Annotated in this window: 20 protein-coding genes; 10 read left to right on the forward strand and 10 right to left on the reverse strand. The window is 64.7% G+C overall.

Annotation, left to right across the window (positions count from 1 at the left end; genetic code table 11):
* Positions 1-78 precede the first annotated feature (78 nt).
* Positions 79-1119, reverse strand: coding sequence for a hemolysin family protein (locus tag BJQ95_RS17810; RefSeq protein ID WP_130178140.1), 1041 nt, complete (start codon positions 1117-1119; stop codon positions 79-81).
* Entirely contained in the window at positions 1112-2461 is a 1350-nt protein-coding gene (locus BJQ95_RS17815; RefSeq protein WP_256041453.1) for a hemolysin family protein, read from the reverse strand. The genes BJQ95_RS17810 and BJQ95_RS17815 overlap by 8 nt, the downstream gene beginning before the upstream one ends.
* A 215-nt stretch (positions 2462-2676) precedes the next feature.
* Here BJQ95_RS17815 and BJQ95_RS17820 point away from each other — a divergent pair, with 215 nt between their 5' ends.
* Both BJQ95_RS17820 and BJQ95_RS17825 read left to right on the forward strand, forming a co-directional pair.
* On the forward strand, positions 2677-3480 hold the full coding sequence (locus BJQ95_RS17820) for a sugar phosphate isomerase/epimerase (protein ID WP_130178142.1): 804 nt from the start codon (positions 2677-2679) through the stop codon (positions 3478-3480).
* The gene (locus tag BJQ95_RS17825) at positions 3477-4583 is read left to right on the forward strand and encodes a Gfo/Idh/MocA family protein (RefSeq protein ID WP_130178143.1); all 1107 of its coding nucleotides are present in this window, start codon (positions 3477-3479) and stop codon (positions 4581-4583) included. The genes BJQ95_RS17820 and BJQ95_RS17825 overlap by 4 nt, the downstream gene beginning before the upstream one ends.
* Positions 4584-4782: 199 nt before the next feature.
* Here BJQ95_RS17825 and BJQ95_RS17830 read toward each other — a convergent pair whose 3' ends face one another.
* On the reverse strand, positions 4783-6366 hold the full coding sequence (locus BJQ95_RS17830; RefSeq protein WP_370688348.1) for an IS1182 family transposase: 1584 nt from the start codon (positions 6364-6366) through the stop codon (positions 4783-4785).
* 69 nt (positions 6367-6435) lie between these two features.
* On the opposite strand from BJQ95_RS17830, the gene BJQ95_RS17835 reads away from it, so the two are divergent.
* The gene (locus BJQ95_RS17835; protein ID WP_256041350.1) at positions 6436-7680 is read left to right on the forward strand and encodes an IS256 family transposase; all 1245 of its coding nucleotides are present in this window, start codon (positions 6436-6438) and stop codon (positions 7678-7680) included.
* A 247-nt stretch (positions 7681-7927) separates the two neighbouring features.
* On the opposite strand, the gene BJQ95_RS17840 is transcribed toward BJQ95_RS17835, so the two are convergent.
* Positions 7928-8506: a TetR/AcrR family transcriptional regulator gene (locus tag BJQ95_RS17840; protein ID WP_130176530.1), complete on the reverse strand. Its 579-nt coding sequence runs from the start codon at positions 8504-8506 to the stop codon at positions 7928-7930.
* 302 nt (positions 8507-8808) lie between these two features.
* Between BJQ95_RS17840 and BJQ95_RS17845 the strand changes: the two genes are divergently transcribed.
* The 5 genes from BJQ95_RS17845 to BJQ95_RS17865 all read left to right on the forward strand — a co-directional run bounded on the left by BJQ95_RS17845 (position 8809) and on the right by BJQ95_RS17865 (position 14642).
* Entirely contained in the window at positions 8809-9270 is a 462-nt protein-coding gene (locus tag BJQ95_RS17845) for a PTS sugar transporter subunit IIA (RefSeq protein WP_130176531.1), read from the forward strand.
* 53 nt (positions 9271-9323) lie between these two features.
* The gene (locus tag BJQ95_RS17850; protein WP_205750035.1) at positions 9324-9581 is read left to right on the forward strand and encodes a PTS system fructose-like transporter subunit IIB; all 258 of its coding nucleotides are present in this window, start codon (positions 9324-9326) and stop codon (positions 9579-9581) included.
* Positions 9581-10669: a PTS fructose transporter subunit IIC gene (locus BJQ95_RS17855; RefSeq protein ID WP_130176533.1), complete on the forward strand. Its 1089-nt coding sequence runs from the start codon at positions 9581-9583 to the stop codon at positions 10667-10669. Before BJQ95_RS17850 ends, BJQ95_RS17855 begins: the two co-directional genes overlap by 1 nt.
* A gap of 24 nt (positions 10670-10693) precedes the next feature.
* Positions 10694-13288 (forward strand): hypothetical protein, encoded by a 2595-nt coding sequence (locus BJQ95_RS17860; protein WP_130176534.1) that lies wholly within the window; start codon positions 10694-10696, stop codon positions 13286-13288.
* Positions 13289-13490: 202 nt separating this feature from the next.
* On the forward strand, positions 13491-14642 hold the full coding sequence (locus BJQ95_RS17865) for a glycerate kinase (RefSeq protein WP_240694612.1): 1152 nt from the start codon (positions 13491-13493) through the stop codon (positions 14640-14642).
* On the opposite strand, the gene BJQ95_RS17870 is transcribed toward BJQ95_RS17865, so the two are convergent.
* Complete coding sequence (locus BJQ95_RS17870; RefSeq protein WP_130176536.1) at positions 14637-15650, reverse strand: sugar diacid recognition domain-containing protein; 1014 nt, start codon at positions 15648-15650, stop codon at positions 14637-14639. The two genes, BJQ95_RS17865 and BJQ95_RS17870, sit on opposite strands and share 6 nt — an antisense overlap.
* A gap of 66 nt (positions 15651-15716) precedes the next feature.
* On the reverse strand, positions 15717-16460 hold the full coding sequence (locus BJQ95_RS19605) for an HAD family phosphatase (protein WP_130176542.1): 744 nt from the start codon (positions 16458-16460) through the stop codon (positions 15717-15719).
* A gap of 2 nt (positions 16461-16462) precedes the next feature.
* Between BJQ95_RS19605 and BJQ95_RS17880 the strand changes: the two genes are divergently transcribed.
* Positions 16463-17488: a LacI family DNA-binding transcriptional regulator gene (locus tag BJQ95_RS17880; RefSeq protein ID WP_130176537.1), complete on the forward strand. Its 1026-nt coding sequence runs from the start codon at positions 16463-16465 to the stop codon at positions 17486-17488.
* Here BJQ95_RS17880 and BJQ95_RS17885 read toward each other — a convergent pair.
* The 4 genes from BJQ95_RS17885 to BJQ95_RS17900 are packed head-to-tail and all read right to left on the reverse strand — an operon-like array spanning position 17478 to position 21155.
* Positions 17478-18179: a hypothetical protein gene (locus tag BJQ95_RS17885; RefSeq protein ID WP_130176538.1), complete on the reverse strand. Its 702-nt coding sequence runs from the start codon at positions 18177-18179 to the stop codon at positions 17478-17480. The genes BJQ95_RS17880 and BJQ95_RS17885 overlap by 11 nt on opposite strands.
* Entirely contained in the window at positions 18176-19528 is a 1353-nt protein-coding gene (locus BJQ95_RS17890) for an extracellular solute-binding protein (protein ID WP_130176539.1), read from the reverse strand. Before BJQ95_RS17890 ends, BJQ95_RS17885 begins: the two co-directional genes overlap by 4 nt.
* Positions 19525-20364 carry a carbohydrate ABC transporter permease gene (locus tag BJQ95_RS17895; RefSeq protein ID WP_130176540.1) on the reverse strand — a complete coding sequence of 280 codons (840 nt, stop codon included), beginning with the start codon at positions 20362-20364 and terminating at the stop codon, positions 19525-19527. Before BJQ95_RS17895 ends, BJQ95_RS17890 begins: the two co-directional genes overlap by 4 nt.
* Positions 20364-21155, reverse strand: coding sequence for a carbohydrate ABC transporter permease (locus tag BJQ95_RS17900; RefSeq protein WP_165384860.1), 792 nt, complete (start codon positions 21153-21155; stop codon positions 20364-20366). The genes BJQ95_RS17895 and BJQ95_RS17900 overlap by 1 nt, the downstream gene beginning before the upstream one ends.
* Positions 21156-21860: 705 nt before the next feature.
* On the opposite strand from BJQ95_RS17900, the gene BJQ95_RS17905 reads away from it, so the two are divergent.
* The gene (locus tag BJQ95_RS17905; protein WP_205750046.1) at positions 21861-22337 is read left to right on the forward strand and encodes a hypothetical protein; all 477 of its coding nucleotides are present in this window, start codon (positions 21861-21863) and stop codon (positions 22335-22337) included.
* Positions 22338-22418 lie beyond the last annotated feature (81 nt).

The following is a 22418-nucleotide window of genomic DNA, read 5'->3' on the forward strand; positions in this document are numbered from 1 at the left end:
CCGATTTCCGTCCTTCCTATCTCACTTCCTCCTCATAACGAGGAGCGTGTGTTCGCCCGGGGCGGGCGGCGGGCGCGGCTACACGCTGGTGACGTCCTCCACCTCGCCGACGAGCTCCTCGATGATGTCCTCGAGGAACAGCACTCCGGTGGCCACGCCGTCAGCGTCGAAGGAACACGCCACGTGCGAGCCCGTGCGGCGCATCGCCGCGAGGGCGTCTTCGAGGTCGCTGTCGCGCAGCACGGTTGCGAGCTTTCGCACCCGCTTGGCCGGCACCGGCTGCGCGAAGGCTTCGGGTCCGGTGAGGTCCATCACGTCCTTGAGGTGCAGGTAGCCGCCGGGCGCCCCGGCCGCATCGGTGAGGATGTACCTGGAGAACCCGTGCTCGGCCACGGCCCGCTGCAGGTCGGCCGGCGATGCATGCTCGGGCAGGAATACGATGCCGGACAACGGCACCTCAACGTCGGACACCCGCTTCGTGGTGAACTCGAACGCCGCCGACAGCGTTCCGGAGGCATCCATCAGCATGCCCTCGCGGGTGGACTGGCGCACGATGCCGGCCACCTCGTCGAGGGTGAAGGCGCTGGTCGCCTCGTCCTTTGGCGTCACCCTGAACAGCCGCAGCACGCCGTTCGCCAGCCAGTTGAGGCTGAAGATCACCGGCTTGAATACCCGGGCCACGAACACCAGCGGCGGCGCGAGGATCAGCGCGGCGCGATCGGGCACCGAGAACGAGATGTTCTTGGGCACCATCTCGCCCAGCACCACGTGCAGGAAGGTGACCAGGCCCAGCGCCACCGCGAACGCGATCACGCTGATGGTCTCCGCGGAGAGCGCCGTCAGGCCCAGCGGGATCTCGAGCAGGTGGTGGATCGCCGGCTCGGAGACGTTCAGGATCACCAGTGAGCACACCGTGATGCCCAGCTGCGAGGTGGCCAGCATCAGGGTGGCGTGCTCCATGGCCCACAGGGTGGTCTTGGCGGCCTTGTTGCCCTGCGCGGCGAGAGGTTCGATCTGCGAGCGGCGGGCCGAGATCACGGCGAACTCCGCGCCGACGAAGAAGGCGTTGACCGCCAACAGCACAACGAGCCAGAGCAGCCCGGGAAGGTACTCACTCATGGGTCAGTCTCCCTTCAATGACAGCACTGACCGGGTCGCGGTCGGCCGTGGTTACGGTGGGGGTCAGCCGGATGCGCGACACGCGAGTGCCGTCCATCCGCTCGATCCGCAGGGTGCCCTCGTCGATGGGCACGGTGTCGCCCAGCTCGGGCATCCGGTCGAGCCGGTCGGTCACGAAACCGGCGATGGTGCCGTAGTCGCCGTCGTCGGGCACTGTGACGCCGATCCGCTCGAGCAGCTCGTCGGGGCGGAGGCCCGCGTCGAACACGATCGAGCGGCCGCTGCGCACGATGCCGGCCTTGGCGCGGTCGTGCTCATCCTCCAGCTCGCCGACGAGTTCCTCCACAAGGTCCTCGAGGGTGACGATGCCGGCCGTGCCGCCGTACTCATCGGAGACCACGGCGATCTGCAGCCCCTGCTGACGGAGCGCGCCGAGCAGCCTGTCCACGCCCATCGACTCCGGCACCCGCAGGGCGGGCAGCATCAGTTCGTCGGCACGCACCAGGGCGCGGCGACCGAGCGCCACGGCGAAGGCCTGCTTGACGTGCAGCACGCCCAGGATGTCGTCGGTGTCCCGGCCGATCACCGGAAAACGCGAGTAGCCGGTGGCGCTGGCCAGGGTCACGATGCTCTCGGCGGTATCTGCGGCGTGCACCGAGGCCATCTGCACGCGCGGGGTCATCACGTCGGCGGCCGAGTGCTCGGAGAACCGCAGGGTGCGGTTGAGCATCTCGGCGTGGTCGGCGTCCAGCAGCCCCTCCAGAGCGGAGCGGCGCACCAGGAAGCCGAGTTCTTCGGCACTGCGCGCGCCGGACAATTCTTCCTTGGGCTCGATGCCGAAAAGACGGATGATGGCGTTGGCGGTGTTGTTGAACAGCAGGATCACCGGCTTGAACACGGCCGTGAACGCTGCCTGCATCGGCACCACGAACTTGGCGGTGGCCAACGGCACCGCGAGCGCGAAGTTCTTGGGCACCAGTTCGCCGATCACCATGGAGAACAGGGTGGCCAGCGAAATGCCGATCACGGTGCCGAGCACCGGCACGACGCCGTCAGGCACGCCGAGGTCGAGCATCGGGCCGCGCAACAGCGAACTGATGGCCGGCTCGAAGGTGTAGCCGGTGAGCAGCGTGGTCAGCGTGATGCCCAGCTGCGCGCTGGACAGGTGCGTCGAGGTGATCCGCAGCGCCTTGATGGTGGGGCCGAGGCGATTCTCGCCGCGATCGCGGCGGGCCTCGAGCTCATTGCGGTCAAGGGTGACGAGGGCGAACTCGGCGGCTACGAACACACCGGTACCGAAGGTCAGAATGAGCCCGAGGCCCACCATGATCCATTCGTTCACGAGGTGGCTCCCTGCGCCCGGAAGCATTCGGGGCGGGCAGGGAGCATGGGTTTATGCGTGGGAGGGTCATCCATAGTGCATCGAGCTTACCGAGCCATCCTGTACAAACGCACAGGATGCTCGCAGCCACGAGGGCCTGGCAATAGAAACCGAGCGTTGTTAGGTTTGTTCCTGCGGATGAAACCCGTCCGTCATGACTTCCAAAGGAGCAAGATATGTCCAGCACACCCTCGGTCCAGCTCTACACAGTGAGGGACGCCATCTCCGCCGACCTGCAGGGTGCTGTCGCCCGGGTCGCCGAGATCGGGTTCACCCAGGTCGAGCCCTACGCGTTCGTCGAGCGCGTCGACGAGTTCGAGAAGGCCTTCGCCGCCTCGGGCATCACGGCGCCGTCCGGCCACGCCCCGGTCATCGATTCCGACGACCCGGCCCGCACCTTCGCTGCCGCGGCGCAGCTGGGCATCGGCACGGTCATCGACCCGTTCATCCCGAGTGACCGCTGGCAGAGCGCGGATGACGCCGCCCGGCTGGCGGACCGGGTCAATGTCCTGCAGGCGCTGGCTGCCGAGGCGGGGCTGGGCTTCGGCTACCACAACCACCAGTGGGAGTTCGCGAACCTCGTCGACGGCCGGCCCATCTACGACCTGTTCGTCGAGGCCCTCTCGCCCGAGGTGGCCCTCGAGGTCGACACCTACTGGTCCACGGTCGGCGGCGCCGACGCCCCCGAGCTGCTTCGCCAGCTCGGCGACCGGGTGAAGTTCATCCACGTCAAGGACGGCCCGGTGCGCGGCGACATCGCCACCGCCCTGCCCAGCAGCGAGAGCGCCCTCAGCGTGCCGGAGGCCCTCGCCGCGGCCTTCGCCAACCAGCTGCCCGCCGGCAGCGGAGACGTCGGCGTCGCCGCCATCCTCGCCGCCGCGCCCAACGCCCTGCGGGTCGTCGAGTTCGACGGCTACACCGGCGACGTCTTCGACGGCATCGCGGCGTCGTTCGCCTGGCTCGCTGAGAACGACAAGTGAGCCGCACTGGGCGCGTCGGCGTCGGCGTCATCGGCGCCGGAGTCATCAGCGGCACCTACCTGGAGAACATGACGGCGTTCGCCGACCTCGACGTGCTCTTCGTCGCGGACCTCGACCTCGCCCGCGCCCAGGCGCAGGCTGAGGCCTACGGGGTACCCGGCCACGGCTCCGTCGACGAGCTGCTGGCCAGGGACGACATCGAGATCGTGGTGAACCTCACCATTCCCGCCGTGCACACCGCCGTGGGGCAGCGGATCATCGCCGCCGGCAAACACGTCTGGAGCGAGAAGCCACTGGCCCTCGACCACGAGTCCGGCGCGGCACTGCTCGCCGCTGCCGACGCCGCCGGCCTCCGGGTCGCCTGCGCGCCGGACACCGTGCTGGGCGCTGGCATCCAGACGGCCATGCGCGCGATCGCCCGTGGCGACATCGGCGAACCGCTCACGGCCACCACGATGTTCCACGTGCCCGGCCCCGACGCCTGGCACCCGAACCCCGAGTTCCTCTTCGCCAACGGTGCCGGTCCGCTCTTCGACATGGGCCCGTACTACGTCACGACCCTGGTGCACGCCTTCGGCTCCGCCAGCCGGGTCGGCGCGGTGTCGTCGCGCTCCAGCGCCATCCGCACCATCGGCAGTGGTCCGAGGGCCGGCACCGAGTTCTCCGTCGAGGTGCCCACCCACCATGCCGCGGTCATCTCGTTCGAGAGCGGCCAGTCCGCGCAGTCCACGTTCAGCTTCCAGAACGCGCTGCCCCGGATGGGCTTCGTCGAGATCAGCGGCACCGACGGCACGATCGTGCTGCCCGACCCGAACACCTTCGAGGGCAAGTCCACCCTGTGGCGGTTCGGCCAGGAAGAGCCCAGCACGATCGCCCCGGTCGGCTCCACCTACGGTCGCGGCTCCGGGGTGCTCGATCTGGCCAGGTCGATTCGCGCCGGTGTTCCCGAGCGCGCCAGCGGGGCGGTCGCGGCGCATGTGCTCGACGTGCTGCTGGCCGTCTCCGAGGCCGCAGAGACCGGCACCATGGTCGACGTGCGGTCGAGGATCACGAAACCGACACCGCTGGCCGAGACCTGGGATCCCGCCGCGGCCACCCTCTAGGAGGGCGCTGAATATTAGGGGTCCAGTTGCCTCGGCGAGTTCTTAGAGTGTTTTTTTGCTCCGCTGTGGGGCTTTGTGCGGTCGACTGAGCGATCGGCCACGATGGTGGGATCTCGCGTCGGGGCTGATCGATGGGGCCGTAGTGGGCGGCTCTGCCGCCTGGGACCGTGCGCCGAGGTGGTCCTCGTGCGTCGGGGTGTTATCCAAGGGCCCAAACCCCGTTCTGGCTGGTCAAACCGAGGTTGAGGAGCCGTTTGAGATTGATCGCGGCAGCACGGATCACCCACCCCGCATTGTTCTTGGCAACGCCGCGGTAGCGGACCCGCCGGGCCCCGCGCGTCATCCACGCCAGCGTCCGTTCAATCATTGGACGGTGCTGGCGATAAACGGCTTGAAAGTCCGGGTCCTGAGCGGTGACGCGGTGCTCCCGGCGAACCTGATCCAGCGGATGAATCTGCATCTTCTTGCCGGACTTCGCGGTGGTGCACTGCGCCATCAGCGGGCAGGCCTGGCACGAACTACCAAAACTGGCCCGTCGTTTCGGGCTGAGCGACCGGACGTTCCCGGCCGGGCAGGTCACGGTCTGCAGGGTTTCATCCACGGTGAAGTCATCGATGGTGAATCCGCCCGGAACGGCTCGGCCCAGCGGCATCGGCTTGATGATCGGCCGGTGCCCAGCGGCATGAATCTCGGTCAGGAGCCCGCCGCTGCCATAGGCCGAATCACCCAGCACGTCAATGTTTTGCTCACCGATGCTGACGTCGGCCGCGAGCAGCTCGCCGCCGCGAGCCGCGTCGCTGTTTTGCGAACCAGAGGCTTTCGTGAGCATTGCCGCCGTCACCAACCCGGTGTCGGGCTCCGCGTTGACGTGGGCTTTATAGCCGTCGATCTTTTTCTGGCGGCTCTTGTGCGCATGGCGGGCATCAGGATCGACGGTGGAAATCACCCGGTCGGGAGCGACCCGGCGGGCGATCCGCCACCGCCCGTCGGTCCCGTCGGACCCGTCGGCGGGTTCCACGTCTTGGCCGGCGACCAAGGCAAGCAGCGCGACGGTTTCCTGCTGCTTCTTGTTGAGGATATGGACGTTGATGCTGCCCAGCAGAGCGAGAGCATCGGTGACCAGGCGGGAGACGAGCTCGTCGCGGGCGTCGCGGTCGTCCCACGCAATGTCGGGCTTGCCCGGCTGGGAGTAATCATGGCCGGTCAAGCCGGCGACGCTCACGTCCGCGCCGGGGATCTCCCGGCCAACACGGCGGATCTGTCCGACCAGCTGCGTGACGGTGTCCTGCCGGGCAACCGCATCCTCCAAAATTGTTGAGTCCAACGCCCGGCGTTTGCGCCCCGACAATGCTCCGGACTGGGCAATGACCGCGGTCACGGCCTCAAAAATGCGGTGCGGCCGGTCACTGGCAGCCAAGCGTTTGCGCCAATAGACCAGCACGGTCGGGTGGAAAGAGGTTTCAGTCAGCGCGAACCCGCAGGCGGCTTTCCACCGCAGGTCATACGTCAACGCCTCGGCCGCTTCCCTGTCGGAAAGGTTGTGCAGTGTTTGCAACACCATCACCGACGCGATCACGTCCGCCGGTATTGACGGGCGGCCGTTCTGCGAGGAAAACAAGTCCGCAAACGCATCGTCGGGAAACAGCTCCCGACGGTGCGCTGCAAGGAAAGCGAACACCGATCCAGGCGGAAGCAAGTGCCCCGCTACGGCATCGACATCGTAAATCTCGGTTACGTCCCCGTGAGTGGTGTGGTTTCCCGCTCTTGAGTGTTGCTTCGTCAACGTGAAGAGCCACCGTGGGATGGTCAGTGAGAACCGATCAAAGCTACTCACAGAAAGACACAAACCACGATGGCTCTAGACCAGTCTGCCCTGCTCGACCTGCTGGGAGAACTCAAACTCACCGATGTCACCGATCGCATCCGATCCGCGACCGAAAAGCTCTACCAGGAACTGATCGATGCGGAAGCGACCGCGTTCATCGGCGCCGCCCCGTTCGAGCGCTCCGGCGACCGCACCACCCACCGCAACGGCACCCGATCCAGGACGTTGACGACCACCGCCGGCGACCTCGACCTGAAGATCCCGAAGCTCCGTGCCGGGTCGTTCTTCCCTGCCCTGCTCGAGCGGCGCCGACGGGTCGACCAGGCGTTGTTCGCGGTCGTGATGGAGGCCTACGTCCACGGCGTCTCAACCCGCAAAGTCGACGACCTGGTCAAGGCCCTCGGCGCGGACACCGGGATCTCCAAGTCCGAGGTGTCTCGGATTTGCGCGGGCCTGGACGCGGAGGTGGCCGAGTTCCGCGACCGCACCTTGGCCGCCCAGGACTTCCCCTACGTGTTCCTCGATGCCACCTACTGCAAAGCCCGGGTCGGCCACCGGATCGTGTCCCAAGCCATCGTCGTCGCGGTCGGGGTCGCCGCCGACGGCCGCCGGGAAGTACTGGGCTTCGACGTGGGTGACAGCGAGAATGAGGGCTTCTGGACGTCGTTTCTACGGTCGCTCAAGACCCGCGGTCTCGACGGGGTCAAGCTGGTCATGTCTGACGCCCACACCGGGCTCAAGAAGGCCATCAGCACCGTGTTCCAAGGCGCCGGGTGGCAGAGATGCCGAGTCCATTTCATGCGCAACGTCCTCGCCGTGATCCCGAAAGGATCCCAGGACATGGTGGCCTCGATCATCCGCACCATCTTCGCCCAACCCGACCGTGAGCACATCGAGAAGCAGTTCCGCGAGGTCACCACGATGCTCAGTCGGTCGCACCCGAAGGTCGCCGCGATGCTCGTCGACGCGCAACCCGACCTGCTCGCCTTCGCCGCGTTCCCGCGGCGGCACTGGCGCCAGATCTGGTCCACTAATCCGTTGGAACGGGTGAACAAGGAGATCAAACGCCGCACCGACGTCGTCGGCGTGTTCCCCAACGCCGCCGCGCTGCTGCGCTTGGCGGGGTCGGTGTTGATCGAGCAGCACGACGAGTGGGAAGCCGGCGAAAGACGCTACTTCTCCGAGGCCTCGATGCTCGAGCTGGCCACCATGAACAATCCCATCGAGGTCATCGACGAGGCGGTGATCCTCCCAGAACTCGCCGCCGCCTAGACTAGAACCACTGACCCGCACGGTGTTGAGAAATTCCACCACTCAGCGGGACGTGACCTAAATCTCACGCTGACCATCATCACAACCCTGCATCACCCCAGTCTTAACGACCAAGAGCCGACCCGCCGCAGGCGCGCCTTAAATAAGCGACACCCGCACCCAAAGTTGTTCAGCGGCCTCCTAGGGCCCTCCACCACCCGCGAACTGTGAGCTAAGCCCCTTAAACTCGAGTTCTTCGGTGCTCTGCTCACAGTTCGCGGCGGGCCAGCGCGATCAGGGCCTCGACATGCGCGCCCATGTCACGAGTCTCATCGAACATCCACTGCACCTGCATGCCGTCGCTGACCGCCATCAGGATAGATGCGAACACCTCGGGGTCGACCGAGGTGTCGAGCCGCCCAGAGGCCTGCATGCGGCGCAGCCCTGCCGCGATCGTGGCCCGCGAGCGCGCGTAGCGCTGCCGAAAATACTCGTGGGCCGGATGCTCGGGGTCGGTCGCCGCCGCGGCCGACAGGTTGGCGAACATCTGCACGAGCCCCGGCACCTCGGCATTGTGCCGCATCAGTGCCGCGAAGGTGGCCGCCGGGTCGGGATCATCCGGGTCCTTCGCCTCGTCAATCGCGTCCCTGGTGCGCAGAATGGCCACCCACAGGTCGTCCTTGGACTCGAAGTAGTGCAGCAGTCCGGCCTGCGTGAGCCCCACCGCGGCGGCGATGTCCCGCACCGACGTCTGCCGGAAGCCCCGCTGCGCCACGAGCGCCAGGGCGGTCTCGAGGATCTCGGCGCGCTTCGCAACGCCCTTCGGGTACCTGCCCACGCTCGCCATTTCCCCAGGCTACCGAGCTTCCGCGAGCCGTGAGCAAAGCACCGACAAACCACGCATCGTGGGGCTTATCTCACGGTTCGCGAGATCACCGGCCGCGTGTTCCGCACGAGCACCGGTCGTTGATGCCTCGCCGTCGCGTCGCTCGCCTTTGTGCATTCGCACAACGGAATCTGTCGGGTTGCGGATAGATCCGCGTTGGGCCGCCGCGTAGGGTCAAACTCACGGCTCGACCGACGCAGTTGTCAGACAGCAGCCCGTTGACCGCGTGGACGCGGCCGGCGCACACCGCCAGAAGGATACCCATGGAACTCTCTGATCTGTACGATCCCTTGCTTGTGTCTATCGGCCTTGAGGCGGCGAATAAGACGGCTGTGTTCACCTCAATCGGCCAACTTCTCGTAGACGCGGGCAAGGTCACTGACCTCGACGGTTTCATTGGCGACGTCGAGGCACGCGAAGCCTCGTATTCCACGGGCGTCGGTGGCGGATTGGCGATTCCGCACGCGAAGTCGCCGGTTGTGAAAGCAGCGTCCTATGCGATTGCGAATCTCGCCACGCCGTTCTTGTGGGACGAGGACGATGACGAGCCGACCGCCCTCATCGTGATGCTTGCCGTCCCGTCGGAGCAGGCCGGGACAACTCACCTGAAGCTGCTCTCACGGCTCTCCGTGGCGCTCATGGACGAAGAGTTCCGCGCCACGCTCGTCCAGGCCAAGTCCGAACAGGAAATCAACAACGCCATTCTTTCCAAGGAAGGGAAGTAACAATGTTCATCGTCTGCGTAACATCATGCCCCGCGGGCATCGCCCACACTTTCATGGCCGCCGAAAGCCTCCGCAAAGCCGCTCTGGCCAAGGGCATCGAGCTCAAAGTAGAGACCCAGGGTGCCACGGGTCGTGACAACGAGATCACCCCGGAGGATTGCGAGCGTGCGGATGCCGCCATCATTGCTGCGGACGTGAGCATCTCCGGTGCCGAGCGATTCGCCGACGTTCCCACCCTGGAGTGCTCGGTCTCCGAGGCCATCAAGAAGGGGCCGAAACTCCTCGCCGAGGTCGTTGAGGCGGTGCGCTGATGGTCAAGATCCAACGCAAGCAGAGCCCGTGGGTCACGACCGGCCAGGACATTTACAAAGCCGTTATGACCGGTGTTTCTTATATCATCCCGTTGGTCGTGTCCGGCGGCATGGTCCTCTCCCTCGCGCTACTCTTTTTCGGCAACGAGGGCGCTCGGATCGATGGTTCCGTCGGGTCCATCTGGCGGGAGTTCGGCGGGTCCATCCTGGGGATGCTGGTTCCTATCCTGGCCGCGTACGTCGCCTACAGCCTCGCCGATAAGCCCGGCCTGATCCCCGGGCTGGCCGGCGGCATTGCCGCCTCCACACTTGGCGCCGGGTTCTTCGGCGGTCTCATCGCCGGCCTCATCGCGGGGTACACGGTCCGGTACCTGAAGAAGATCAAGTACCCACAATCGTTCGCGGGCATCGTCACGATCTTCTTCTATCCACTGCTTGGCACGGTTATCACCGGGTTCTTGATGTTCTTCGTGATCGGCGGGCCGATCGCGTGGCTGAACCAGTCCATGATCCTCTGGCTGGGTGACCTGCAGAGCTCGAACTTCATCATCCTGGGCATCGTCTTGGGCGCCATGGCAGGCTTTGACATGGGTGGACCCGTCAACAAGGCCGGCTATGCCTTTGCGCTGGCCGCGATCGACGCGGGCAACGGCCTTCCCTACGCCGCGTTCGCAGCAGCGAAGAGTCTTCCCGGCATCATTTGTGCGATCGGTGCAGTACTCGTTCCCAAGGGATTCACCCGCGACGAGAAGGATGCCGCCAAGACCAGCTGGCTTCTCGGCATCTTCGGCATCTCCGAGGGCGCGATTCCCTTCGCCCTGCGTGACCCGCTGCGGGTCATCCCAGCCACCATGGTGGGCGGCGCCTTCGCGGCCGTCGTCTCACTGTGGGGCAAGTCGTCGCTACAGAGCGCCGGGGGAAGCGTGCTGACCATCCCCGTGACCGAAAATCCCCTGTACTGGGTTGCCGGTCTCGTCGGCGGTGCTGTGCTCGGTGCACTCGTCTTATCTGCGTTGAAGTGGCGCAAGGTCTCCGTCCACGGCCCCGACGAGGCAGCTCTCGAAGAGCCCGCCGCAGTCTACGCCTGAGCCACCTGAGACAGAGGAGCGACCATGAGCACGAACGTCTACGTTTTCCCGCACACCCACTGGGACCGGGAGTGGTACTTCACCATTGAGGAATCACGTTCCCTCCTGATGCACGACCTGGAGGAGATCCTCACCCATCTCGAGAAAAACCCCGAGTTCGGTTACTTCGTACTCGACGGACAGTCGATCGTTGTTGAGGACTACCTCAAGGCCCGGCCCCAGGACGAGGACCGGATCAGGGCGCTGTCCCAGGCCGGGCGTCTCAAGCTCGGCCCGTGGCTCACGCAGACCGACTCCCAGGTGGTGTCCGCCGAGTCCATGGTGCGCAACCTGGTCTACGGGATCGAGATCGCGGAGAGGGTCGGACCGGCGATGCGGATGGGATACATCCCGGACTCGTTCGGCCAGACGGCGAGCTTGCCGACGCTGCTGAACGGCTTCGGCATGGACTCAGTGATCTTCTGGCGCGGCAGGACCGAGCGCCACACCACAGACGTGAACTTCCTGTGGCGGGGGACGGACGGCAGCCAGGTGAACGCGACCAACATCGCACAGGGCTACCAGGTCGCCAAGTACCTGGAGTCCGATCCCGACGTGCTCCAGGCGCGCATGCAGAAGATTCTGGGCCGGCTGGGCGGCAACTCCGCGTCGGACAATGTTTTGCTCCCGGCGGGGCATGACCAGATGCCGATCCAAAAAAACCTCCCCGGGCTGCTGAAGAATCTCGAGGAGATCAACCCCGGCGATACCTACCGCATCAGCACGATCGAGGACTACTTCGCGGACACCTTCGCCGACACGTCGGCCCTTGAGGTCTACGAGGGCGAGTTCACCGAGGGTAAGTACATGCGGGTGCACCGGTCGATCTACTCGACCCGGATGGACATCAAGATGCTCAACGCCTCGTGCGAGGCGGAGTTGACACAGATGCTGGAGCCTCTGCTCTCGGTCGCGAGTCACCTGGGGTTCGACTACTCGCAGTCGCTGGTGGCCGAGGCCTGGAAAACCATCCTGCAGTGCCACGCCCACGACAGTATCGGCTGCTGCAACAGTGACCGTGTTAACGCGGACATCAAGCATCGGTTCGTGAAGGCCGGCGAGATTATCCGGGCACACGCGAACATGACGCTGCGCCTGATGGGCATGAGCATTGAGAAGAACGAGGGCGAAGACCTGCTCCTGGTCTTCAATGCGATCCCGTCCGGCGGAACCCGGTTGGTGGAGCAGGAACTCTTCGTGGGCACCCGTGACTTCGCCGTGCTGGACTCCGAAAGCAACGAGGTCCCGTACTCCGTGGTGGAGATCGAGGACTACGACGCCCAGAAGATCGATCGGCAAATCGCTCATCTGAACCAGCACATCCCGATGTTCCGTGCCGTGATCACCTTCAACGCCGAATTCGAGGGTCTGGGGTACACCTCCTACCGCATCGTTCCCGGCCGCGTGGGGACCGTGGTGGACACTCGGACATCCGCCGCCACCACGATCGAAGGCGACGCCCTGTCCGCCGAAGTGACCGCGGACGGGATCCGTCTGGTCCGGAAGGATGGCACAGAAATCCAGGTGAAGCTCGAGGAATCGGGCGACGAGGGAGACGGCTACGACTACTCTCCACCGCCTGTCGACCTCGTCCTCGACGACTTCACCTTCCAGGCTCAGGGAGCGACCGTCCTCCAGGGCGCGCAGCGGATCGCCTTCACCGCACACCGCCAGGTCCCCGCCTCTCTCAAGGAGCGGACGGAGGGGACCACCAGCACCCTCGCGAGCTTCGACGGCACGGTCGAGCTGCGAGACGGCGAAGGCTTCGCCCGCATCCACCTCAGTCATGTCAATGCGGTCGACAACCACCGGTTTCGGCTCAAGGCGGTCACCGGGGTGACGCCGGAGTACTCCATCGCCAACAACCAGTTCGGTGTGATCAAGCGAGAGCTTGTCCACCCCGAGGCGGAGCGGTTCGTCGAGCTGGGCTGGGCCGAGAAACCCATCCCGGTCTACCCGATGATGAGTTTCTGTGCCGTGACGCAGGGAGACGCCGGAGCCTACATGGCAACCAAGGGCCTGCGCGAGTACGAGGTCACGGGCGCCGATCACAGCGAACTGAGCGTGACGCTGTACCGTTCCGTCGGTGACATCGGCAAGGACGACCTCACGCGTCGACCGGGCCGTGCCTCCGGTATCAAGGTGCCGGCACCAGACTCACAGCTCCGCCAGCATCTCGAGTTCGATCTCGCCGTCGGTTTCCTCGACGGGGAGAAAGACGTCGTCGCAGCGAGCCGCGCGGCGCATCGGATGAACACCGTCGACTGCACGTTCCAGGTGAAGAAGTACAACGACTTCCAGCTGAACCCGACCGAGAAGCGGATTCCGAGGTCCCTCTCCTGGTTCTCGCTGGACGATTCGGTCGTGCTCAGCACGGTCAAGATGACCGAATCCGGTGCCGGTTACTCCGCCCGCTTCTTCAATCCTTCGTTGGACGCGGTCTCGGTCAAGACCCCGGAGCTTGCGGGGTACGTCGCCTACCTCAGCCGGATGGACGAGCAGGTCGGCGACCGGGCTCCGGGCGGAATGCTGGCTGTCCCTCCCTGCGGCACCGTCACCCTGGTCTACCTGCCGGACTGAATCGACGGGCCCCGAGTTCCCCGCTCGGGGCCATCCCGCTGAGGTACCGCCCGCCGGCACCATCGTCGCCGGACCCGCTGAAGAAGCCCGCTCCCACGAGAAGAAGAGGTTCCATGTATTCCATCGTCGACAGGCTTTCCACCGCGGCGAACGGTTCACGTCCATGAGGATCGTGTGCGCGCCGGACTCGTTCAAGGAATCCATGACTTCCGTCGAGGCCGCCGAGGCCATGGCCCGCGGTATCCACCGGGTCGACCCCACCATCTTGTGCGAGCTGGTGCCGATGGCCGACGGCGGCGAGGGAACCACGGAAGCCCTCATCTCGGCGCTGCACGGCGAGTGGGTCGAAGCCCCGTGTCATGACGCCCTCAACCGGCCGACGAGAGGGCGATTCGGGTTCGTGCCCGGTCGTCGCCTGGCGATAATCGAGGTCGCCGCAGCCGCAGGGCTCGCCCAAATCGACCCGAAAGAACGGGATATTTGGGCGGCAACGTCACGGGGCGTCGGCGAACTGATCCTCTCAGCGCTTGATCGCGGCGCGACCGAGTTCATCATGGGTCTGGGAGGTTCGGCGACGAACGATGCCGGCACCGGCATGCTGGCCGCCCTGGGTGCCCGGTTCCTTGACAGTGACCGCAGGCCGCTGCCGGTCGGAGCCAGGGGGCTGACCTCGCTCAGGTCCGTGGATCTGACGTCCCTGGACTCACGATTACGCACCGTCAGATTCCGGATCGCCTCTGACGTCTCCAACCCTCTCCTGGGTAGCCGAGGGGCCTCGGCGGTTTACGGTCCACAGAAGGGCGCCGAGCTCAAGGACCTCCCTGAGCTTGACGCAGCGTTGGCCCGCTGGGCGGATGTCGTGGAGTCGGCGTTCGACCGTAACGTTCGGGAGATCCCCGGCGCCGGCGCCGCAGGGGGCCTCGGAGCGGCCTTCGCCGCTGCCACCGCCGCGACAATGGAGAGTGGTGTCGAGGTGGTCAAAGATGCGGTGGGGCTTCAAGACCGGATCGCCGGAGCCGACTGGGTCTTCACTGGCGAAGGGGGCGTCGACCGGCAAACCGCGTCCGGTAAGACGCCATGGGGTGTAGCCCAAGCGGCTCGAGCGGAAGGCGTTCCTGCGATCATCTTCGGCGGTCGGATCAGCGACGATGCCTACGAGCTCATCGGTGACGCCGTTGTCGCCGTGGTCCCGATCCTGCGTCAGGTGACTGACCTTCCGACCGCGCTTCTGGAGGGCAGCGTCAACCTGGAACGCGCCTCAGCGACGGTCACCCGACTGCTTACGGCCCGGAACCGCTCTGAGCGCCTCGCCGGGCAACGGACATCCGGGCTACCCGCTGGCCTCTGCCTATAGCGAGATCGGGGCGCTGGGCGGGTGGAGGATATAGGCGACGAGAGTGATGAGCTCGAGGAGCTTGCGGGGATCGAGCCCCGTGAGCTTCCGAATCCGGTTCAGTCGGTAGAGCAGTGTGTTCCGATGGATGTGTAGTCCGGCCGCAGTTGCGCTCATACTCATGTTCGCCGAAATGAAGTCGCGAAGGGTGTCCACCAGCTCTGGGTGGCTGTCTAACACTGCGAGGGCTTCCCTCCGGGGGGCGTTCATCAACGCCATGAGCTCCGTGAGGTCTGCGGCGTGGTGGATCAAACCTGGGATCATGAGGCCGCACTGGGCGACTCTGGCGCAGGTGACCTCCGCGATGCAGTCCTTGGCCAAATCATGCGCCTCGCTCACGAAAAACACCGCTAGCGGAGCATGACGGATCCACCTCGCCAGAGCTTCCTCGATGTCATGAGGGTTGAGGAGGAAGATCCCTCCCGGTAGGGCAAATGCCGTCGGACAGAGCTTCTGGAGGCCTTCGGTTTCTCCGTCGACAAGGATGGCCGCCTGTGGATGTCTGAGGTCCAGTCCTTGCATGAGAGCCAGCTCGACAAGGCCGGCCGGATACGCCTCGGCCTCAGAAGCCAGGGCCGCGGCCAGTACCTCGTTGCGCTGTCGGGTAAACGCGAGGTTCTGCTGCACCAGCAGCGAGACAGTCGTGCGCACCAGCCGCGCCAAGGGGCGGACTTCGGTGAGGGGCCCGGTGATGCCGACCACTCCGATGAGCTCACCGTCCACGGCGAAGGGGAGGTTGATGCCGGTTTTCGTGTCGCCATCGTCCACGGCGATCTCGACTGGCTCTCGGGTCTTGAGAGCGAGAAGTGCACCCTGATGGACCTGGCCCAGTCGGGCCGGGTCCCCGGACGCAATGATGACCCCGTCCGCGTCAAAGATGTTGACGTTATAAACGACGTCCGCCATTGCAGCGTCAGTGACCCCCTGGGCGAGGTCCTGTGGAATCCGAATCCCCAATGTGCCGAACATGGTACTGACCTTACGTCGCCATCGAGGTGGCCGTTGGAGCCGTAACAGGATGGCTCTGAGCAGGGCCTAGCTATGCGAGGTTCCCGCAGTCGCAGCCGAAGGTTGGCGCTCGTGGACTGAGACGTCATTCCACTGAAAAAGTAGGTGCTCCAGGCTGCCTAACCCAGTCCAGTGGTGAGCGCGGATGCCAGCTGCGGCGGCAGCGGCAATATTGCCTTCTCGGTCGTCGAAGAAGGAGATATCAGTGGGCGTCGTGCCCAGCTGCTTTACAGCCATCTGCCAGACAGCGGCATCGGGCTTCGCGCTTCCGAGTCGGGCCGAGGTCATGATGTGGTCGAACAGCTGAGTCCACGTCGCCGCCTGCAGGATGTCAGCGAGCTCGTGGGGAGCGTTAGAGAGTATCGCGAGGGAATGACCGGCCGCTTTGCAGCGCTCCAGTGCGGCTAGTGTCGCGGGCGACGGAGAACTCCAGCGTTGCTGTTCGAGTGTGACGAGCGATCTGATCGTTCCATCGTTCGGATGAGGCGCGCCTGCGTCGTTGGCGACCTCTGTCCAGAACCAGGCAGCAGATGCACCGCGGTCGTAGGCATCGCGGTGGCTGTCGAAGGATCGTCGAACTCCAGCCAGCGTGGCGGGACTGTCATCTCCTGAGAGTTCATTGGCGAACGCGGCGAAATCGTGGGGGCTTTCAATGAGGACCCCGCCAACGTCAAAGAGGAGCCACTTCGTACGGTACGGAACCTGTGAGGATGAAATATTGTCTCCTTGGTCTGGAAACCACGTATGTAGTCTCGTTGTGATAGAAACCAGTTATGGGTAAAGACCGCGAGCCAACGATTTATGCGGTCGCCGAGCGGGCTGGCGTTTCGAAGTCGGTCGTCTCGCGAGTGGTCAGTGGCCGCGGAAGTGTCAGCCTCTCTGCTCGCGAGCGGGTGCTGACGGCAGCGGATGATCTTGGCTATCGCGTGAACCTGACTGCGCAGGCGCTGCGATCTGGTCGAGGTCAGCTGGTGGGGTTGCTTCTGCGGTCGTCGGTGTCTCCTTTCTACGGGCGCCTGATGTATGAGTTGCAGCGCGAGGCCTCCGCCGAGAACGCGAGGTTGGTGGCGGTGACCGGCAACCTGGACGACGCGAGTGAGCGTGAGGCGCTTGAGACGCTGCTCGAGCTCCGTGTGGCCGCGGTCATTATCGGTAGTGGCCGCATTCCGGCGGCGGTGGTCAATGATGTGGCAGCGCGAGTACCGACGATCATGATCGAACGTGAACAAGGTTCCGTCCTGACTGACATTGTTGGTTTTGATGGGACTCTTGTCGGACGCGAAACGGTTGAGCGATTGTGGGACGCGGGCCACCGCGCTGTGTATTTCTTTGACCACCTCCTGAGCGCGTCCGCGGTCCCGCGCCGTGTTGGATTCATGTCGGCCGCTGAGGAACGCGGCCTGCACGTCACGGTGGTCGATGCCGGCTATGACTACATCCCGGGCCTTGTCGTTGCGTCCCGGACGTTTGCAGAGCTGCGGAACAATCCCGCCATCTCCGCCGTCGTGACCCTGGGTCATGAGGCTGCCGAAGCCGTACTGGAGACCGCTGCACAGCTCAAAGTATCCGTGCCAGGCGATCTCACTGTCGTTACGTTGGCACTGCCGGACGAGGCACTTTCCGGTCAGTGGGATCTCACGGGGTTTCGAAGCGACACCGCGGAGCTTGCTGGCGCCGTTTGGTCGTTGCTCCGCTCTCGCCTGGCCGACCCCGATCGGCCCACGAGCGCCGTGGCGGTCCCGAGGCATCTGCACGAGGGCAACACGTTCGGGGCTGCCACGGCGTCTGTCATGCGCTGAGTCGGACGCTTTCGAGCACCTCCCACCTCATCGATTGCCAGTACTTTCCAGTCCAGTCTTCAGAGGTGAGCCTGTAGAGGGTGATGGTGTCCGCCAAGAATGTCGATGGATGGTCGAGATCGAGTTCTTCGAGCACCTCCAGCAGCTCGTCGAGTAATTCCGGATGTCCGGCACCATCGTGCCCAACGACGGTGACATGCCCGCGGGTCGTCTCGCTGGAGGCTGCCTTGCGGGATTCGATGAATCTGTCGCTGCTGGGGAACACGGTCAGCGACGACAACGCGTGAAACAGCTTTTCCATGACTGCGCGCAGATCCCGGTTCACAGTGCCGGTGCCAGTGCCGGTGCCGTCTCCGTCGATGTCATAGCCGATGGAATCGACGAACTGTCGGCCGAGTCCAGCGTTATGCACTGTGAAGGGGGCTACCTCAGCCAACGCATCCTTGATTGCTGCCCTCAGGTCTGTCTCGGTCGCGTTGGGCGCGAGAGCGATGCTTCCGACGAGGGTGGCGTGGGGCGGAAAAGCCGCGGCGGCCGTGAATCCGAACTGGCCGGATGCGATGCCGAAGGCGGTGATGCAGTCTCGGATCAGTTCCGGAGAGGGGCGCAGGAACACGCCATATCGGTGCGGGCTCGCATAGTGCTCGACCACTGTTCGCTGGCTGTTGTGGCTGAGTGTGACGCCGGTCATTGGGCGGCTCGTGCGTTATAGGTCGCGAGGATTTCCTGCGCGGCGCTCTCTGCCGCTTCGAAGGCCGTCGTCACGTCGGCCCCGTTGACGATTTGCTCCATAGTGGCCTGAAGCGCGGTTCGGGTCTCTGTGAGCGCTCCAGTGTGGCAGCCGGCGGTCGCGGTCGTCCCGGGCGTCGCTGCGAGCTGCTCGAGGAGCACTTCCTGCGGGGCTGTCGCATCGCCTGCCAGCGCTTCCTGAACGGTGACCTGGCTCGGCAGGTACCCAGAGGCACGGAAGATTTCCTCCTGGCTCGAGGCCGAGCCGAGGAAGGCAGCGAACTCTGTCGCGGCAGCCTTCTGCTCGTCCGACTTGTCCTGGCCCATGACCCACACGGAGTTACCACCTGGCACGGCCCCGCCGTCGGAGTTTTCGACGGGGAATGGCGCTGAGACGAAGTTGTCGCCGAGGGCGTCGCTGATGGTCCCCAACGTTCCGGACGAGCCGAACAGCATGGCCGAGGTCCCACTCGTGAAGGCGCTCATGGAGGCGTTGCCATCAGTCCCGACGTTCAAGGCCGCGCCAGAGGCGAAGAGTTCCTGGAGCCGGGTCCAGATCGCGATTTGCGCGGGATCGGTGTAGTTCATTGAGGTGACCGGTTCGGTGCCGACACCATTCCCCGGGGTGCAGTACACGACGCCGGCTGCGGCACTGAACTCCTCGTTCCACCACGGACTCAAGTGGAAAGTGAGGCCGGGGCTGCCAGTGGTTGTGTGGATCGTCTCTGCCCAGTCGAAGACCTCGTCGAAGGTTGTCGGCGGCGTCGACGGGTCGAAGCCGGCTGCGGATGCAAGATCGGGGTTGACGTACAGGAACGGCTGCGAAGTCATGACCGGGACAGAGGTGAGCTCGCCATCGACGGTGTAGTAGCTCTTGACGGAGTCGATGAGGCCGGCGAAGTCGTAGTCGACGCCATACTGCTCGATTGCCTTCTGCGCGGAAACGGTGACACCGGAGTCCAGCATGAATCCGCTGGTGATGTCACTCGCCTGCATGAGGTCGGGTATGTCGCCGCTAGCGACCCCGTTGGTGAATTTGGCGAGAAGGTCGGAATAGCTGCCCTGGAAAACGAGGTTGACCGTGATGCCCTGCTCGTTGTTCGTGTTGAAATCGTCGGTGAGCTGCTCGAGCACCTCGCCGGCTGGCCCCGAGGACGCATGCCAGAAGTCGACAGTGATCGGCGCCTCGGCAGAAAGCGGGGTGGTAGGCGTACCGCTACATGCGGTCAGACCCATGGCGATTACTGCGAAGCCGGCCGCGGTGGTCCCACGCCGGGCCTTCTGCGTGCGGGTGGTGGTCAGGTGAATCATCGGTTTGCTCCTTGGGTTAATCCCTTGACGAGATTGCGTTGGCCAAAAATGACGAGAAAGACTGTGGGCAGCGACACGAGAACGGTGCCGGCGAGCAACGAACCGATATCGGTGACGGAGGAATCGGCGAGCGATGCGACACCCACCTGTGCGGTGCGGGATTCTGGGCTCTCCGTGACGATCAGCGGCCAGAGGTAGCCGTTCCAGGCGGCGATGGCACTCGTAACGATCACGGTGACGACCGCCGGTCGGCAGAGCGGAATGAGGAATTGCATCAAGAATCGTAAGGGGCCTGTCCCGTCCAGCAGCGCGGCCTCACGAATTTCGGTCGGGAAGGAAAGAAAAGCCTGCCGGAGAAGGAAGATCGAGTAGGCAGATGCCGCGTAGGGGATGAATACTGCCGTCAACGTGTCATACAGGCCGAACGAGCGAATCGTCAGATAGTTGGCCACGATCGTCGTCTCGGACGGGATCATCATCGTGACGAGAAAAACCGCGAGGAGCACACCGGCGAATCGACGTAGGCGGCCAAAGACGAGTGCGTAAGCCGCCAGAAGGGAGGTTACGAGTTGCAACGCCGTCTGCGCCAGTGTCACCAACACAGAGTTGAGTCCCTGTTGGAGAAGCGGGGCCCGGTCAAAGGCGCTCACGACGTAGTCGATCGTCCACTGGCCGTCGATGAGTCGCTGGAGCGACGCGATCGGATCCGTCGTGCCCGAGAAGGTACCCAGCACGGCCACCGCCGCCGGGAAGATGACCAGCAAGACGACAACGGAGATATAGCCGACGAGGGTGAGCCGACCGATGCGTCCAGTGACGGTTGTGGAGCGAGCCATCAGTACGCCACCTTGCGGTCGAGGAAGCGGAACTGCACAGCCGTGACCAGTACGATCAGCAGCAGGAGGACTATGCCGCGCGCGGACGCCGCGGCATAGTCTGAGGTCCCGCTACCAAAAGCGGCCTGATAGATATCGATCACGAGGGTATGGGTGGCGTTGGCGGGACCGCCCTGCGTAAGCACCTGAATCGCAGTGAACTCGCGCATCGCGCCGATGGTCTCCGTCACGATGAGGAAGAACAGCGTCGGCGAGATGATCGGCAAGGCGACGTGTCGCACACGTCGCAGCAGGCCGGCCCCGTCCAGACTCGCTGCCTCGAGTACGTCTTCGGGGACTCCGTCGAAGGCGGCAAGCAGAAGCAACACCGTGAAGCCGAGCCCAACCCATGCGTCAACGATAATGACCGACCAGATCGCGACTGCCGGATCCGTTAGCCAGCCCACACCATCGATGCCGACGAATGAGAGGAGTCGGTCCGCGGCTCCGGTCTCCGGCTGGTAAATGCTCCGAAATGCCAGGCCCGCCGCAGCTACGGAGACCGCCATGGGAATCATGACGGTGGCACGGATGAGGCCGGTACCGCGGAGCCGGGTGGTGAGTGGGATTGCAACCGCCAACCCCACCAACAGCGTCGCTACTACGCTGCCGACCGTGAAGAGCGCCGTCACCGAGATGGTGTGCCAGAAGTCGGACGACTGGAACATGCGTGCGTAGTTGTCAAATCCAACGAAGCCGGTGGGCTGACCGAACAGGTTCGTGCCTTGCATGGACATGAAAATGGTGCGCACGAGAGGCCAATACTCAAACACGAGCATCGCGGCCAGAGCCGGAACGACGCACAATACTGCCCACCGTGGAGTGGTGATGCGGCGTCGGGTGCTCCGCACCGCCGGCATTCGGGTGGTCGGAAAAGACATGGTTACCTCAGGTTCTTGGGATCGATCCCATTGGGATCGAAACCACTGTCGCAATGAAAGCCTTCCGTCTGCAAACTGAGATGTACTCGATCGTGATGTCTTCACTCGGCGTTCATCGAGTGGCCATGTATGCGCACCTGGCTTGGCGCACCGAGGAAGTCGGTGCTGAGTCGCCATCGGGATGGCCGCCCCGTGTTGTACGTCTCGCGGGGTGACGATGTAGGCGTCGTCGCCGGTGACGATGTGTTTTAGCGCGACCGGATTTGGTGTCTGCTCGTCGGCGGCGTCAGGCTGACGATGTCCGGATAGACGAAGGGCCCGGCGTGCGATCTTTGCGGATCACGCCGGGCCATTCTGACGCGTAAAGGCGCGCTGATGCTCACGGTAAGTCATGATTCTGTTGTTGTCGAGTTGGACCTGCGGGTCGGGCGCGTGGTCTGCCCGGATTGTGGTGGCCGATTACGTCCGTGGGGGTGGGCCCGGGCGCGTGTGATCCGCGATGGCCTCGTCACGGATTGGGCTTGTCGTCGCCTTCGCCCGCGCAGGTCGAGGTGCGCGGTCTGCGGCGGCACGCATGTGCTGCTCGAGGTGCGGTTGGCCGTGCGGCGGGCCGATGCGGCCGAGGTGATCGCGGCGGCGGTCGAGGCGAGGACAGTGCTGGGTTGGGGCCACCGGAAGATTGCCGCGGGCTGCGGCAGGCCGGTCTCGACGGTCCGTGGTTGGTTGCGCGCTTTCGCCGCCTCGGCCGGTGCGATCGGCGAGCGGTTCACGGGGTTGTTGGTGCGGGACGCTCCCGATTCGGTGGTGCTGTGGCCCAAACCGGCCGGCACCGCTCGGGGTGAGGCGTTGTCGGTGTTGATGGCGTATGCGGAGGGACTGGGGCGTCGGTTTGCCGCGACCGTCACGGTGACGTGGATCCAGGCGGGTATCGCTACGACGAACGGGCGGCTGTTTTGCTCGAGCTGGTGGGCTGGCGCTCCCAACACCAACAGGCCCTTATGCCAGACCGGGGCGGCGGGAAGGGTGGCAGGAGCGCCTGCCATATCCCTGTGATGGGCGTCTTCACTGTTTGAGAGGACCTTTCATGCCCGCAACACCGCCGACCCTCCCTCCGACGCTGCCACCGGCAGTGCC

It is taken from the genome of Cryobacterium sp. SO1 (assembly GCF_004210215.2).
GTDB lineage: Bacteria > Actinomycetota > Actinomycetes > Actinomycetales > Microbacteriaceae > Cryobacterium.